Source organism: Flexivirga caeni, assembly GCF_003724155.1.
Lineage (GTDB): Bacteria > Actinomycetota > Actinomycetes > Actinomycetales > Dermatophilaceae > Flexivirga > Flexivirga caeni.
On sequence record NZ_RJJQ01000008.1, the window covers coordinates 164511 to 179607 of the forward strand.

General features: G+C 66.2%; 15 protein-coding genes. 5 read left to right on the forward strand and 10 right to left on the reverse strand.

Annotated elements, in window-relative coordinates:
• Positions 1 to 58 precede the first annotated feature (58 nt).
• Both EFY87_RS09830 and greA read left to right on the forward strand, forming a co-directional pair.
• Positions 59 to 421: a DUF4307 domain-containing protein gene (locus EFY87_RS09830; protein WP_123271302.1), complete on the forward strand. Its 363-nt coding sequence runs from the start codon at positions 59 to 61 to the stop codon at positions 419 to 421.
• Between the two features lie 157 nt (positions 422 to 578).
• Positions 579 to 1070, forward strand: coding sequence for a transcription elongation factor GreA (greA, locus tag EFY87_RS09835; RefSeq protein ID WP_123271303.1), 492 nt, complete (start codon positions 579 to 581; stop codon positions 1068 to 1070).
• 78 nt (positions 1071 to 1148) lie between these two features.
• Here the strand turns inward: greA and EFY87_RS09840 are convergent, their stop codons facing one another.
• The 5 genes from EFY87_RS09840 to EFY87_RS09860 all read right to left on the reverse strand — a co-directional run bounded on the left by EFY87_RS09840 (position 1149) and on the right by EFY87_RS09860 (position 8512).
• A complete protein-coding gene (locus EFY87_RS09840; RefSeq protein ID WP_123271304.1) occupies positions 1149 to 2042 on the reverse strand; it encodes an ABC transporter permease in 894 nt (297 codons plus the stop codon).
• Positions 2039 to 3025 carry an ATP-binding cassette domain-containing protein gene (locus EFY87_RS09845; protein WP_123271305.1) on the reverse strand — a complete coding sequence of 329 codons (987 nt, stop codon included), beginning with the start codon at positions 3023 to 3025 and terminating at the stop codon, positions 2039 to 2041. Before EFY87_RS09845 ends, EFY87_RS09840 begins: the two co-directional genes overlap by 4 nt.
• Positions 3026 to 3243: 218 nt before the next feature.
• The gene (locus tag EFY87_RS09850) at positions 3244 to 4404 is read right to left on the reverse strand and encodes a cystathionine gamma-synthase (RefSeq protein ID WP_123271306.1); all 1161 of its coding nucleotides are present in this window, start codon (positions 4402 to 4404) and stop codon (positions 3244 to 3246) included.
• 43 nt (positions 4405 to 4447) lie between these two features.
• Positions 4448 to 5416 carry a hypothetical protein gene (locus EFY87_RS09855; protein ID WP_123271307.1) on the reverse strand — a complete coding sequence of 323 codons (969 nt, stop codon included), beginning with the start codon at positions 5414 to 5416 and terminating at the stop codon, positions 4448 to 4450.
• A 72-nt stretch (positions 5417 to 5488) separates the two neighbouring features.
• A complete protein-coding gene (locus EFY87_RS09860) occupies positions 5489 to 8512 on the reverse strand; it encodes a glycine--tRNA ligase (protein WP_123271308.1) in 3024 nt (1007 codons plus the stop codon).
• 71 nt (positions 8513 to 8583) lie between these two features.
• Here EFY87_RS09860 and EFY87_RS09865 point away from each other — a divergent pair, with 71 nt between their 5' ends.
• The 3 genes from EFY87_RS09865 (at position 8584) to msrA (ending at position 11231) form a co-directional block, all read left to right on the forward strand.
• Positions 8584 to 9897: a helicase-associated domain-containing protein gene (locus EFY87_RS09865; protein WP_220093588.1), complete on the forward strand. Its 1314-nt coding sequence runs from the start codon at positions 8584 to 8586 to the stop codon at positions 9895 to 9897.
• 112 nt (positions 9898 to 10009) lie between these two features.
• Positions 10010 to 10489 (forward strand): lamin tail domain-containing protein, encoded by a 480-nt coding sequence (locus tag EFY87_RS09870; protein ID WP_123271310.1) that lies wholly within the window; start codon positions 10010 to 10012, stop codon positions 10487 to 10489.
• A gap of 37 nt (positions 10490 to 10526) precedes the next feature.
• Entirely contained in the window at positions 10527 to 11231 is a 705-nt protein-coding gene (gene msrA / locus EFY87_RS09875) for a peptide-methionine (S)-S-oxide reductase MsrA (protein ID WP_123271311.1), read from the forward strand.
• A gap of 15 nt (positions 11232 to 11246) precedes the next feature.
• Here msrA and EFY87_RS09880 read toward each other — a convergent pair whose 3' ends face one another.
• The 5 genes from EFY87_RS09880 to EFY87_RS09895 all read right to left on the reverse strand — a co-directional run bounded on the left by EFY87_RS09880 (position 11247) and on the right by EFY87_RS09895 (position 14995).
• Positions 11247 to 12092 carry a hypothetical protein gene (locus tag EFY87_RS09880; RefSeq protein ID WP_148043299.1) on the reverse strand — a complete coding sequence of 282 codons (846 nt, stop codon included), beginning with the start codon at positions 12090 to 12092 and terminating at the stop codon, positions 11247 to 11249.
• 466 nt (positions 12093 to 12558) lie between these two features.
• Positions 12559 to 13221, reverse strand: coding sequence for a hypothetical protein (locus tag EFY87_RS09885; protein WP_123271313.1), 663 nt, complete (start codon positions 13219 to 13221; stop codon positions 12559 to 12561).
• A complete protein-coding gene (locus EFY87_RS20005) occupies positions 13218 to 13667 on the reverse strand; it encodes a hypothetical protein (RefSeq protein WP_148043300.1) in 450 nt (149 codons plus the stop codon). Before EFY87_RS20005 ends, EFY87_RS09885 begins: the two co-directional genes overlap by 4 nt.
• A 2-nt stretch (positions 13668 to 13669) precedes the next feature.
• Entirely contained in the window at positions 13670 to 14611 is a 942-nt protein-coding gene (locus EFY87_RS09890) for a WXG100 family type VII secretion target (protein ID WP_123271314.1), read from the reverse strand.
• 108 nt (positions 14612 to 14719) lie between these two features.
• The gene (locus EFY87_RS09895) at positions 14720 to 14995 is read right to left on the reverse strand and encodes a WXG100 family type VII secretion target (RefSeq protein ID WP_123271315.1); all 276 of its coding nucleotides are present in this window, start codon (positions 14993 to 14995) and stop codon (positions 14720 to 14722) included.
• Between the last annotated feature and the right edge of the window lie 102 nt (positions 14996 to 15097).

The following is a 15097-nucleotide window of genomic DNA, read 5'->3' on the forward strand; positions in this document are numbered from 1 at the left end:
TCGGGCGCACACGGGGCGCCCGGGAATCACCCGGGTTCGGCACCTATTCTCTCACCTTATGGCGATGCCCCAACTCACCCCCGAACAACGTAAGTGGTGGATCATCGGGATCATCGGCGTGCTGGCGGCCACCGGCATCGCCACCTGGTGGGGCATCTCGGCGACGCGCGGCGTCAGCTGGGACAACGGACCGTTCACCGTGAAGGACTCCCGCAGCGTCGAGGTGACGTTCTTCGTGACCAACCAGGACGGCAAGCCGGTGACCTGCACGCTCGAGGCGCAGGACATCACCCATAACCGGGTCGGTGTGCTGACCGTGAACCTGCCGGCCAGCAACCACCTGACCACGTCCTATACGCGCACCATCCCGACCGTGTCCAAGGCAGTCACCGGCATCGTCGACAGTTGCGCATACCGCTGACCGGCGGTGCGGCGGCTGCACGACGATTCGGGCGCGGCGCACGTCGATGGTAGTGTGGGTCGCTATACCCAGGTCTGGGACCAGCATCCGAGCGATGAGCCGGAGGTGGCCCCGGACCTCATTGTTTGACCAAGGTCCGACGACTGAAGGAGACGTCATGACCACTGCCGACACCTCGGCCAGCTTCCTGACCCAGGAGGCGTACGACCGCCTCAAGGCCGAGCTGGATCACCTCTCGGGCGAAGACCGCAGCGATATCGCGGCCAAGATCGAGGAGGCCCGCGAAGAAGGTGACCTGAAGGAGAACGGCGGCTATCACGCCGCCAAGGAGGAGCAGGGCAAGATGGAGGCCCGCATCCGCCAGCTCGAGGAGTTGCTGCGCAATGCGGTCGTGGGCCAATCGTCCGCGACCGAGGGTGTCGTCAGCCCCGGCATGGTCGTGACGGTCGAGATGTTCGGCGAGCAGGAGAAATTCCTGCTCGGCAGTCGCGAGATCGCCGGCGACTCCACCCTCGACGTCTACAGCGAGAAGTCCCCGCTCGGTAGCGCGATCAACGGCGCCAAGGTCGGCGACCAGGTCTCCTACGACGCACCCAACGGCAAGACCATCGACGTGTTGGTCCTCGACGCCACAGCCTACACCGGTTGAGACGGGCTGTCCGTCATACGGGCAGGGCGGCGCGCGGCACACTTCGCCGGCGCGCCGCCCTTTCTCGTGTCCGCCGAGCTACTTGGCGACGGCCTTCTTGTAGGCCGCCGTCGCGAACGGCAGGAACACCGCCAGCAGCACGGCGGTCCAGCTGAGGGTGTAGAGATCCGGGTGCTGCAGCGCCCAGGTGTATGCCGTCTGCTTGTCGACAGCCGCGTGGGTCTGGCCGGACTTCAGCGCATAGAGGTTGCCGAAGTTCTCCCGCGCCGACTGGGTGATGGTCGAGACGGGGTTCCAGCCGGCGATCTGCTTCAGGACCACCGGCATGTTCTGCGATGGCACGAACGTGTTGGCGATGAACGTCACCGGGAAGATGATCATGAACGACGCGTTGTTGACCACTTCCGGGGAGCGGACGCGCAGGCCGACATAGGCGAACACCCAGGACAGCGCATAGGCGAAGAGCAGCATCAGCAGGTAGGCCCACAGCGCGTGCAGCGCACCGTGATGGATCCGCCAGCCGATGATCAGGCCCGTCACGGACATCACAACCAGGACCACCACGTTGTTGACGACGTCGGTCAGGGTGCGGCCGAGGAGCACGGCGCTCGGGTGCATCGGCAGCGTCCGGAACCGGTCGATGACACCCTTCTGCATGTCCTCGGCCATCATGTAGCCGGTGATGGTCGCACCGAAGATGATCGTCTGGGTGAAGATGCCGGCCATCATGAACTCGCGATAGCCGGACTGCACCGATGCACCAGAACCAGCGAGCGCGCCGAAGACGTAGCCGAAGAGCAGCACGAACATGATCGGCTGCAGGGTGGTGAAGATCAGCAGATCGGGCACCCGCCGGATCTTGATCAGATTGCGCCGCGCGACCGTCAAGCCGTCGCCGATCAGGCTGCCGGTGCGGATCTCCTGGCTGTCATCGGCCGTCGTCGACGACAACCGAGTTCTCACGTCGGTCATGACGCCTGCCCGGCGAGCTGCTCGAAATCGTCGGCTTCGTCGGACACCGCCTTGTGTCCGGTGAGGCTGAGGAACGCGTCGTCCAGGGTCGGCCGGCGAATTCCGATGTCCTGCACGGCTATTGCTTGCTCATCGAAGGCACGCACCGCCTGCAGCAGAGACTGGGTGCCACCCGTGACCGGCACGATGAGACGGCGCGTGTGCCGATCGGCCTCGACCGTTCCCGAGCCCACGACTTCGAGCACTCGGGTCGCGTCAGCTATCCGCTCCGCCTCGGCAACGGTGATCTCCAGCCGCTCCCCACCGACCTGTGCCTTCAACTCGTCCGCAGTGCCTTCCGCGATGATCCGCCCGTGGTCGATCACGACGATATTGTCGGCAAGACGGTCGGCTTCTTCAAGGTATTGCGTGGTCAGCAGCACCGACGTGCCTTGCCCGACAAGATCATTGATGACGTCCCACATGTCACCACGGCTGCGCGGATCAAGACCGGTCGTCGGCTCGTCGAGGAAGATCACCGGAGGCCGGGCGACGAGTGCGCCGGCCAGGTCGAGGCGGCGGCGCATGCCGCCGGAGTAGGTCTTCGCCGGACGATTGGCCGCGTCGTCCAGCCGGAACTGACGCAAGAGTTCACGGGCGCGAGCCTTGGCCTCCTTCGCCGGCAGGTGATAAAGGCGAGCCACCATCTCGAGATTCTCACGGCCACTGAGGTATTCGTCGACCGCGGCATACTGGCCCGACACTCCGATGCTGCGGCGCACGGCCTGCGGGTCGCGGAGCACGTCGGCACCCGCCACCGTGGCGGCCCCCGCGTCCGGCCGGATCAGCGTCGTGAGCATCCGCACCGTCGTCGTCTTGCCCGCGCCGTTAGGACCGAGCACGCCGAGCACGCTGCCCTCGGGCACGCGCAGGCTCACGCCGTCGACGGCCTTCACGTCCTTGTAGTGCTTGACCAGCCCGTCGGCCGTCACCGCGTCACCCATCTCGACTCCCTCGTCCCGATTGACCTACGGTCTCATCGACCTCCGACAACCGCCACCGAATTTCGCGACATATCGCAAGTTCACAAATGACGATATATCGCGTCTTGATTCGAGTCAACTCGCACCGCGCACCGATCGAGCGGACCCCTTAACGCACGAGAGGACCCGAAGTCAATGCCGGATTTCGGGTCCTCTCGTACCGGTATGGGTCCTCTCGATCAGGAGAGCGCTTGGTCGAGATCGGCGATCAGGTCGTCCGGGTCCTCCAGCCCGACGGACAGGCGGATCAGGTCGGCGGGCACCTCGAGCTCGGTCCCGGCGACGCTCGCGTGCGTCATCCGGGCCGGGTGCTCGATCAGCGACTCGACGCCGCCGAGGGACTCCCCCAGCGTCCACAGCTTGGTGCGGCCGATGGCGTCGACGGCGTGCTGCTCGCCCCCCGCGAGCTGGAAGCTGACCATGCCGCCGAAGCGGCGCATCTGGCGTGCGGCGATGTCGTGACCCGGGTGGCTGTCCAGCCCCGGGTAGTGGATATGCGTGACGTCGCTGCGACCGCGCAGGTATTCGACGACCTTCTCGGCGTTGTCGCAGTGCCGCTCCATGCGCACCGCGAGGGTCTTCAGCCCCCGCAACACCAGCCAGGAGTCGAACGGTCCGGCGATCGCGCCCATCGAATTCTGGTGGAATCCGACTCGCTCCGCAAGATCCGAAAACGCTTCGACACCAACGTGTTCGGCAACCACCACGGCACCTCCGACGACGTCGCTGTGCCCGCCGGAGTATTTCGTGGTCGAGTGCATGACGACGTCTGCGCCCAGACTCAGCGGCTGCTGGAGGTATGCCGATGCGAACGTGTTGTCCACGACGAGCAACGCACCGGCTTCGTGCGCGATGGAGGCGATGGCCGCGATGTCGGCGATGCCGAGCAGCGGGTTGGTCGGGGTCTCGATCCAGACGAGTTTGGTGACACCGGGCCGGATCTCGCCGCGGATCGCGTCGGCCTGCGACACCTTGGCGAGGCTGTAGTCCACGCCCCACACCTTCTGCACCTTGTCGACCAGGCGGAACGTGCCGCCATACGCGTCGGTCGGGATGATCATGTGCTCCCCGGGCCGCAGGACCGCGCGCATGACGCAATCCTCGGCGGCCAGCCCGGAGGAGAACGCGAAACCCTTTGCGCCGCCTTCCAACGCGGCGATGCACTCCTCGAGCGCGGCACGCGTGGGATTGCCCGATCGCGAGTATTCGTAGCCCTCGCGCAGGCCGCCGACACCGTCCTGCTTGTAGGTCGACGTCTGATAGATCGCGGGTACGACGGCGCCGGTGCGGGGGTCCGGCTCCTGGCCGGCGTGGATGGCACGTGTGGAGAATCCAGTCATCCGGAAAGTCTAGGCAGCGGCAGCGCCGTCGCTACACCACCCGTCAGTCGTTCCCGTCCGCCCAGCGCAGCACCCGCAGCGCACGCAGGGTGTTCCATCGGCTGGGTGCTCCGTCCCCGTCGTCCAGGTCGAACCAGACCAGACCGGGGTGCGTGTTCTCCAGCAGCCAGGTGCCGTCCGGCTGCCGCTTGGTGCGCAGCAGGTCGAGTGCATCAGTCAGGCGCTGGTCGGGCGTGCCGCCGGCATCGCGGAAGTAGTCGAGGCCCCGCAGCACGTCGTAGTACCACTGCGTCGGGAAGGAGAACTCCAGCCAGCTGTCGTCGGCCGGCTCACCGGTGCTGGCCCGGCGGAAGAGCGCGCGGCTGAGCAGGTATTCCTCGCCGCCGCGCCGCGCCTCGGCGACCGGCACCTGTCCGCCGCCGCGCTCGTAGTCGAGCAGTCCTTCGAGCACGCAGATCGTGGTGTGGAACGACGACCGGGTCGAGCCGCGCTCGGCCTCGCAGTTCCAGCCGCCGTCGGGCAACCGCTCCCCCACCAGGCGGGTCGCCAGGGCATCCATGTCACGCCCGAAGTAGGCGCCGACGGACAGTGCGCCACCGTTGATACAGGGCTCCACCTCGCCGTCGAAGAACGGCAGGTCGTCATACTCCCAGGTGCAGTGCTCCGCGACGCCCTCGATCGCCGAACGCACCCGTGGGTGGTCCGGCTCGATCCCGAATGCCCGCAGTAGCCGCAGCGTCGGCAGGGTCGCGACCCAGGGCTGCGCTTCCGGGTCGCCGGTGATGGGCACCGCCGGATGCCAGTCGCGCGCGGGAAAGTATCCGCCGTCGGCCCACCGGCCACCGGACTGCTGGTCGAGCAGGTCCTTGCCCCAGCCCGACTCGGCGACCTCGGAGCGTGCCGCGGCCACCTCCTGCGGCGGTGCATCGGTCAGGCCGGCCAGCGTCTGCCACCGGATCGACGGATCACCAGCCAGCAACCAGCGCAGGGTTTCGTCGGCGAGCTGGGTCATCGGAGCCTCCTGGTCTCGGGGACTCCTGTATACCGCCACTCACCGACAACCGTCCTTTCGAAGACGGAGGCGTCAGATCGCGGAGTTCAGCTCGCGCCAGTCGATCCCTCGCGGTGCACGGTCGACCACGGTCTGCAGCAGGCCGAGGCGTGCGGCGCGCAACTGCAGGTCGTCCGCCATCACCATCACGTCCTCGAAGAATGTCGTCAGCGGCGCCACCAGGCGCACTGCATCCGGGAACCACTGGGGCACACCGTCGTTCGCGTGATCGGGCAGCTCCTCGACATACGTCACGAGCGCCCGCTCCGCATCTCCGGCGAGCAATGCCCGGTCGTATGCCGCGGGCGTCCCCTCCGGCACGATGCGGGTGATGCGCTGCACCTGCTCCACGAGGGGCGCAAAGCGGTCGTTCGATCGGGCGGTCTCGATGTCGGCAAGTGCCTGGGTCGCAACGCCGGGTGCTGCCGCCAGCGGGGTGACCGCGGCGACGAGACCGACGGACACACCTTCGTCGCGCAACTGCTGGGCAAACCGGCCGACGATGAATTCCTGTGCGGATGCGACGGATTCGTCCGAGACCTCAATGCCTTGTGCCCGCAACCGGTCGGCGGCAGCCGCCAGCCCGGCGTCGATGCTGATCGCGCCCAGCTCCGGATGCGCCCGCAGCACCGACACCAGGCCGAGCGCGGCGCGGCGCAGCGCAAACGGATCGGACGACCCGGATGGTTTGGCGCCGATCGCGAACATCGCTGCCAGCAGGTCGAATCGGTCGGCGAGCGCGAGGATCGCACCGGGTGCAGACTCGGGCAGCGCGTCGCCTGCGGAGCGCGGCAGCTCCATCTCCCACAGTGCCTGCGCCACCTGCGGGGTCTCCCCCGCCTTCGTGGCGTATTCGCGCGCCATGAAACCGGCGAGCGAGGACAACTCGATCACCATCTGGCTGGACAGGTCGAACTTCGCCAGCTCGCCAGCCCGCCGCAGCGTGGCCTGCTCGTCCTCGGGAAGCTCTACCCGAGAGGACAGTCCGGCGGCGACGTCGCGGATCCGGTCGGCGCGCTGCGCGATCGAGCCGAGGCGGTTCTCGAAGGTCAGCTTGCCGATGCCGGTGCGCAGGTCGGCCAGCGGCACCTGCAGGTCCGCGTCGTAGAAGAACGCCGCGTCCTCGTAGCGGGCCCGCAGCACGGTCTCGTTGCCGAGCGTGACCAGCACGTCATCCGTGGCGCCGTTGGCGACGGTCACGAAGAAGGGCATCAGTGCCCCCTGCGCGTCGCGGACCGGCAGGTAGCGCTGGTGCTTGCGCATCACCGTCGTCAGGATCTGCTCAGGCAGCTTGAGATACTTCTCGCCATACGTGCCGAGGATGGCGTGCGGCTCCTCGACCAGGTTGGTGATCTCGTCGACCAGCGCCGACTCGCCATCGAAATCAATTGTCCCGCCGACGGATTCGGCAAGCTTGCGGGACTGATCGATGACTTGCTGACGCCGCGCCGCCGGATCCAGGACGAGCCCGTGCGCGTCGAGCACGTGCCGCAGCCGGTCGGCAGTGTCGACACGAACCAGCGGAGTGGGGTCGGTGCGGTGCACGTAGGTGGTGCGTCCCGACGTCAGCTCCGATGCACGCACCGGCACGACGATCTCGCCCCACAGCGCGACGAGCCAGCGGACCGGCCGACTGTAGGACAACTGCGGGTCGCACCAGCGCATGTTCTTGTCGGCGCGCAGGCTCTCGATGATCCCGGCGACGATCTCGCCGGTGACGGTCAGCACGTCGCGACCGGTCTCGGTGACCTTGACCGCGACGTGCTCGACACCGTCGAATTCCGCACGGATCAGCTCGGCGGGGTCTACCTGCTGCCCGCGCGCGAATCCCTGTGCCGCCTTGGTGAGTTCGCCGTTCGCGTCGTATGCCGCGGCGACCTTCGGCCCCTTGCGCAGGATCGCCGCGTCGGGCTCGTGCGCGGCGACGTCGGCGACCGTGGCGACTATCCGCCGCGGGGTGCCCACGACGTCGATCGCACCGTGCGTGAGCCTGCTTGCGCCCAGCCGCTCGGTGAGTTGCTGGCGCACGAAGCCGATCGCCTGGTCCACGACGTGCGGCGGAAGCTCCTCGACGCCGATCTCGACGGCGAGCGTCTCGGCCACGGTCGGCAGGGAAGCGAGGTCGAACAGCTCCGGCTCGTCCGCCGGGTGCCGGACCGCCGACCCGGCCAGCACCTTCGGCGCCTCGGTCTTCAGCAACGGGAAATCGAGCTCGGCGCGGCGTTCGACCCACAGTTGCGACACGTCGCGCGTGAGGCGCCGCATGGTCGAGAACGCCTTGGCCCGCTCGGTGGTCGAGATGGCGCCGCGCGCGTCGAGCACGTTGAAGGCGTGGGAGGACTTGACGATGCAGTTGTACGCCGGGACCGGCAACCGCTCCTGGAGCAACTGCTCCGCTTCGGCGGTGTACCGCGCGAAAAGTTCCTGGTTGACCTCGACGTCGGCGTCGTCCAGGTAGTAGCGGGACATCTCGTACTCCTGCTGGCCGAACGCCTCGCCATAGGTGACGCCGGGTGCATACTGCAGGTCCTTGAAGTGCGAAACCCCTTGCTGCGCCATCATGATGCGCTCGATGCCGTAGGTCAGCTCGACCGGTATCGGGTCGAGGTTCTGCCCGCCGACCTGCTGGAAGTAGGTGAACTGGGTGATCTCCATGCCGTCCAGCCACACCTCCCAGCCGAGGCCCCATGCGCCCAGCGACGGGTGTGCCCAGTTGTCCTCGACGAACCGCACGTCGTGGGCGTGGATGTCGATGTCCAGCGCCTCCAGCGACTCCAGGTAGAGCTCCTGCGGGTTGCCCGGCTCCGGCTTGAGGATCACCTGGAACTGCGTGTGCGTCTGCAGCCGGTTGGGGTTCTCGCCATACCGGCTGTCGTCGGGGCGGACCGACGGCTCGACGTACGCCACCCGCCACGGCTCCGGACCGAGCACCCGCATCAGGGTGGCGGGGTTCATCGTTCCCGCACCGACTTCGGTGTTGTAGGGCTGCACGATCATGCAGCCGCGGTCGGTCCAGAACTTCTGGAGGCGGATGAGGGCGTCTTGCACAGTCAGCACCGGGTAAGGCTACCGAGCCGCCACCTGGACACCTGCGAGAGGATGAACCGCCTTCACCGATAGGAGCAATAGTGATCGAGGACGACCCCAGCACGCAGACCCGCCCGACCGATCACGAGGCGCTCGCCAACCTGCACACGATGCTGCAACTGTGCGCGCAAGGCTCGATCCGCTGCAGCGCCAAGACATGCCGCCCATCAGCCGCCACCATCGCGCTGGTTCGCGACCACCTGCAGGACGGCGACTTCTACTCCGGCGAGGACATCGCCGCCTTCGCCTGGCCGGTGCTGCTGCAGGCCGGTGGCCTGGCCAAACTGGCTGGTAGCCGACTGGAGCTGACCGCCAAAGGCCGTGCGGCACAAAAGAATCCCGGCGCTGAGACGATCCGGCTGTTGTGGACCCGATGGGCGAGCCACGGTGTGATCGACGAGTTCAGCCGGATCGAGCACATCAAGGGCCAGCGCGCGAAGAACGTCCTCACGGCGGTCGCGCGCCGCCGCGCCGCTGTCGCGTCCGTGCTCGACACCCTCCCGCCGGGTGAGTGGATCACCATCGACGACCTCTTCGCGAAGATGCGCCGCACCGGGCCCGTGTTCGGGATCGTCCGCAACGACCGCGCCATCTGGCGGCTCTACATCTGCGAGCCGGAGTACGGCAGCCTGGGCTACAGCGGATTTCACGAATGGAGCCTGCTGGAAGGGCGCTACACGCTCGTCATCCTGCTGGAGTATGCCGCTACGCTCGGACTGCTCGATGTCGAGTTGCGGCCGCCGGCAGGAGCCCGGGACGACTTCCGCGAAAATTGGGGCACCGACGAGTTGGACGCGCTGAGCCGGTATGACGGGCTGCACGCGATCCGGCTGAACGCGCTCGGGGCGTACGTCACCGGCCAGGCCGAACGCTATGCTGAGCCACCCCACGCCGCACAGGACACCTCGCTGACGATCCTGCCGAACTGCGATGTGGTGGCAACTGGGGCACTGACGGCCGGCGACCGGATGGCCTTGTCGGCATACGCCACCGAGACGACCGAGGAGATCTGGAGCGTTTCGGCCGAGAGTCTGCTTGCCGCGGTGGCGGCCGGCCGTCCCCTGGAGGACTTCGAGCGTTTCCTCGCCGAGCGCGGCACGCACGAGGTGCCCGCGCCGATGCGGAACTTGCTGGCCGATGCCCGTTTCGCGGCCGCGCGACTGCGGGATCGCGGGACTGTGCGGCTGGTCACCTGCTCGGACGCGGCGACCGCATCGCACGTCGCGACCGAATTGCGCCAGCACTGCCGGCTGGTCGATGAGCGGAGTCTGCTCATCACCGCGCGCCAGGAGGCCGGATTCCGTCGCGGTCTCCTGCGCCTCGGGCTCGCGGTGCCCCCACCGTCCGAGACGTGAGCCAGCCCCGCCGTAGCGGGGGTCGGGCAGTTCGGAAACGAGCGGACTTTCCTTTACTATTTCTTTACCCGGCCCGTCGCCGGTCACCCCGTCTCGTTCGAAAGTCACCGTCATGCGCCGTCGCGCCTCGCTCCTTGCTGCCTCCACAGTCCTCGCCGCCGGTATGGCGCTGCCGTTCGCGGCACCCGCGCACGCGGCCACCACGCTGAAGTTCGCGAAGTTCTACTTCGACCAGCCCGGCGCGGACACGCCATACACGCAGACCCGGCTCAACCGCGAGTACATCCAGGTCAAGAACGTCACCCGCAAGACCATCAGCATGTCCGGCTACCTCATCCAGGACGCGGGCGCCAAGCACACGTTCCGCTTCCCGAGCAGTTTCAAGCTGGGCGCCGGCAAGACCGTCACCGTGCACACCGGCAAGGGCAAGAACACCGCGGCCAACCTCTATTGGGGCATGACCAGGTCGATGATCTGGAACAACACCGGCGACACCGCCACCCTGAAGAAGGGCAGCGCGAAGGTGACCTCGTGCAGCTACAAGGAGACGGCAGCCCAGAAGAAGGCCAAGACCGGCTTCAAGAACTGCTGACCGGGAAGCCTTCCGGCCGCTCGGTCGTTACGGGGATATGACGTTCCTCTTCGGCAAGAAGACCGCACCGGTGTCACCCGACGAAGCGCTGCCCGGCCGCGCGACGCCGCTGCCCGGCATACCGACGACGCACGAAGTGCTCGGCACTCCGCTGCAGGGCCCGTGGCCCGAGGGCACCCAGGTGCTGTATGTCGCCATGGGCTGCTTCTGGGGCACCGAACGCATCTTCTGGCGACTGCCCGGCGTCGTCACGACGGCAGCCGGTTACATGGGCGGCTACACGCCCAACCCGACGTACGAGGAGACCTGCACCGGCCGCACCGGGCACACCGAGGCCGTGCTGGTGGCCTACGACCCGGCGGCGACGGACGCCGAGCAGTTGCTCAAGTCGTTCTGGGAGAATCACGACTCGATCACCGCCAACCGGCAGGGCAACGACGTCGGCACGCAATACCGCTCGGCGATCTACTGGACCACGCCAGAGCAGGAGCGGGCCGCGGTAGCCACCCGAGACGCATTCCAAAAAGTGTTGCACGACAACGGTTTCGGCGAGATCAGCACCGAGATCCGGCCGGCCGCCGAGGCGGGCCTGTTCTACTACGCCGAGGCCTACCACCAGCAATACCTGCACAAGAATCCCGCGGGCTACTGCAATCACGGGCCCAACGGGTTGACCTGCCCCGTCGGCCTGCTGCGCCAGGACCAGCTGCCCAGCCAGCAGTCGGTGCTGCCGCCGCAGTAGCCGTGAACGCCGTACTCACTGTGCGTAGACGACACTCTTCACCGTGACCGTCGTGGGTGCCGCGGTGCCCACGTCGTACTCGGCTGTCCACAGAGTCCCGGACGTGTCGAAGTAGGAGCCGTTGGACTTGAGCAGCAGTGCCCTCACCGGATCCGCTGAGAATTCGCCACACCACAGCCAACTGTTGCGGCCACCGTAGTGCTGCGTCTGGTCGTGCGAGATCCAGTTGCACACCTGACCGTTGCTAAGGGTCGCTCGCAACGGTTGTGGGTGAGCCGTGACCGCGAAGTGGCGGCCCGCCGGACCTGTGCTTCGGAACCGGACGGCGTCCTTCATCTCGTAATTGACGAGGCAGGTGACCGAACCGGCGTCATACCGGCAGACCAGCAAGGAATCGGCTTCGATACCGCACGAAAACTCGTCCGGCCTCGTGGCGAAGTTACTACTCACACCGTCGTCGCCAGTGGAGACGGCGCTACACGGATCGTCCGACCGCTGCCGGATCGTCCAGCCATCCTGCGTCGACGGCCAGACGTAGGAGACCTGCGTCTTGGCCACGGTCTTCCGTGGCACGCTGCAGGCGCACACGTAGATGATCTTGATGACCGTGGCTCCAGCGGCCGGGTTGCCGTTGTACACGATCAAGTAGTGGGTCTTGGCGGTCGAATCTGCTTGATACAGCACCGAATACGTGCCATCGGCGTTCTTCGCCGTCGACTCGGGAGCACCATACACCGCCCTCGCCTCGACCGGTGACGATCCTGGCTTGACGCCGTCGATCGTGCCGCTGCCACCCGGGTCGATGCCCACGAGCGTTTTCGACGAATCGAAGAGGTACGAACAATCCCGCCACACGATCACCGTGAGCACCTTCCCCGGACCGGTCAGCCCCGGCGGTGATCCGCTGAACCGACTCCCCGCCGACCACTCAGGAAACCCCGGATTGACCGCACGCACCCGATCCAGGCTCTGCCCGACCTGCACCGATCCCAGCCCGGTGGACGTCGCAACCTGCCGTGCCTCGCCGCGCGCTGCGCCGCCGCCATCCGAGATACGCCGCCGCCCGCATCCGTGGTCACCATCGATCCGGATCCATCCACCACCAAGACCAGCGGCACCGCTTCGCCCGCGTGCGACGACGGAGACACCGCCGCCGGAGTCGCCGCAGAACCCGGAACTCCCGACGAAGCGTCCGCCGACGGCACCGCAGCCTTTCCCGAACCACCAGTACAGCCGGTGGCCAGGAACAACACCCCCACGGCGAGCGCACAGGCGAGCAGCTTCATCCGGCGAATATGTCCGTGCAGAATTGCTGGCACCACCGAGGTCACATCGCTCTCCCCACAACCGAAGGAGATTGGGTCGGATCAGGCTCCGCTCCGGCCGTGCTGAGCTGGACCAGGACCGCTGTCAGGAAGGTCCACACTGCCGTCGGCGTGGTCGGCACGACTTGTCCGTTCTCGGGTACCCAGACGCCGCCCGGCCCGTCCAGGACCAGAATGCTTTCCTGCGCTGCAATCGATCCGTCCGGACAGAACCCCGTACCGTCCAGCACCCACAAGCGGTCAGCATCGAAGGGACGTAGCCGCTTCGCACGTTCTGCGGGCTCCGCCTCGAGCAGTCGCTGAAGGCCTTTCACCGTCGCGGGGATCGGTGTGCGGACGCCCTGGGGCCGCCGTGGCCCCAGGGTCGTGGCTGCCGCGACTATCCCCGGCATTGCATCGATCTCAGCTGTCACCAGCTCCTTCTGCGCCCCGTCGATGTCGAGCAGCGCGACCATCCCTGCAGCACCGATCCAGATCTGGTGTTGCCACCCGCGGTCAGCGGTCACGAAGGACACCAGGAACAGTGCGGTTGGCTCGATCACCGACGCAAACGCTTGCGGAAGCAACGGCTGATCGTTGTCGGGCATCGGGATCGCTCCGGTGACCATACCGGTGAAATCGCGGTCATCAAGCCGTATGATTCCGCCCTCGACAATGATGCTCATCGTGACACCCCGGGCAACGTCAGGGATTCCGCCATCGCACGGAACGTCGGCGCGAGCACCGAATACCGAAAAGTCTCCACCGTCGCCGTGAGTGTATGGCCGACGCTTCCGGCGCGCACGAACCACTGTTCCATCGAAAGGTAGTCGCCTTGGACCGTCGTGTATTGAGCCAATCGTCGACCGCCTGACCCCACGTCCGTCTCCCAAGGGGTCAGATCGATAAGTTGATAACCTGCAAGGGCAGATGGCAGTTCAGCCTCGACGGCCGCCTGCCATTGTCGAAGGCTTCGCGTCCCTGCAGGACCCGACACCAAGACAATGTTCGCGCGAAATTCCTCGAGCCTCGGCTCAAGAGCCACTATTCCGCCGTCTTGAGGCGTCGCCGTTGGCGCCCAATCATTCGGCACAGCAAATTCGATTCCCCAGCCAGATCGTAGGACCTCCATATTCACCACCTCAGACTTCCGAGAAATTGCGATACGCTCCAACTGAAATTGTCGATGCCCGCCGCGGCGCTCTCTGCAACACCGGTGGCAGCATCGATGAGTTCCGGCGCATTCTCCGCACTGTATTTGAGCACTTCTCCGATGCCATACCCCACGACGCCACCTACCACGGAGCCGACGATTGGAACCGGAATAGCCGTTCCAATTATTCCACCAGCGGTTGCCCCAATGTCGGGCAGTGCATTAACAACAGCATATGCGCTGCGATCGACAACCGGAAGACCGGAATTTTCCTGGTATCCGAAATACAAGTCGACACCAATACTTGCAGCCGAGGCCGCGTAACCACCAAAGCGGATCGCCGTCGACCCCCATTTCAACGTCTTAAAAACTTCCGCATTTCCCGGATTAGCCACGAAGTTTTCGAGGCTATTTCTCGCAAATATTTTCTCGAGCGAATTCCCCGTGAATTTGATGAACTTCCCGTCAGAGCCGCGGATTTCGAAATGCGCAAGACGCTTTGCCCACTCCTCGAGGCCTTCGCCGAGCCCGGCAGGGTCCATGAGCCCGTCCTTGAACTGCGAACTAACCCACGGGGGGATGTGAACCATGTCCGAGATCCAGCGACCGCCTCCACCTCCACCGCCACCACCTCCGGCGACGCCTGACGACGAAGTGCTCCCGGCATACGTGGCGCTTGTCACCCGCTGCGCGGCAACGTTCTGGTCCAGCCGGCCGACCAAAGTCGTGACCGAGCCGGCGGCAGCTCGCAGTCCTGGGCCGTGCTGAGTGCGCCAGTCGGCCAGCATCTGCACTGGGGCGTCGCCGAACCACACCCCGGACACACGGGATATCTCGCCCTCAACCGAGGCCGCGATCGTCTGCAGCTGATCGGCAATCTGGCGCATCTGCCGTGCAACACCCTCAACGACATCGTCGTCCATGCCTTCTCTGGCCATCATCCACTCACTCTCATCTGTTCTCGGTGCTGCGACGGCACCGGGCGGCTCGGCAGCAGCCAGCCGCCCGGGTCCGTGCCCAGCACACGAGCATCAGTACGTGCTGGAGGTCTGCTCCTGCGCTTGGATGTTGGAGTTGAGCTTCGACGCGAAACTGGTGATCGCGTGAGAAGCATTAGTCAACGCGACCTTGTGGCTACTCGCCCACTCGGACTCGAACTGTGTGGAGTCCGAGCCGTCCCAGTGCTCGTGCGCAGTGTTGACCTGAGTCGTGAGCTGCTGGATCAGGGTGTCCAGCTGCCCCTGCAGCGAGGTCAACTGCGTGTGAACACCGGTCAGGATGTCGACATCCATACCCTTGAACGCCATTTTCTTCTCCTTCTGTCATGCCACCGTTGTGGTGGCTCTTCGTTGATTCCGAGGCGTGTTCGCCGCGAGCGACGACCGCCCTTGCCGTTGCCTGACCATCGT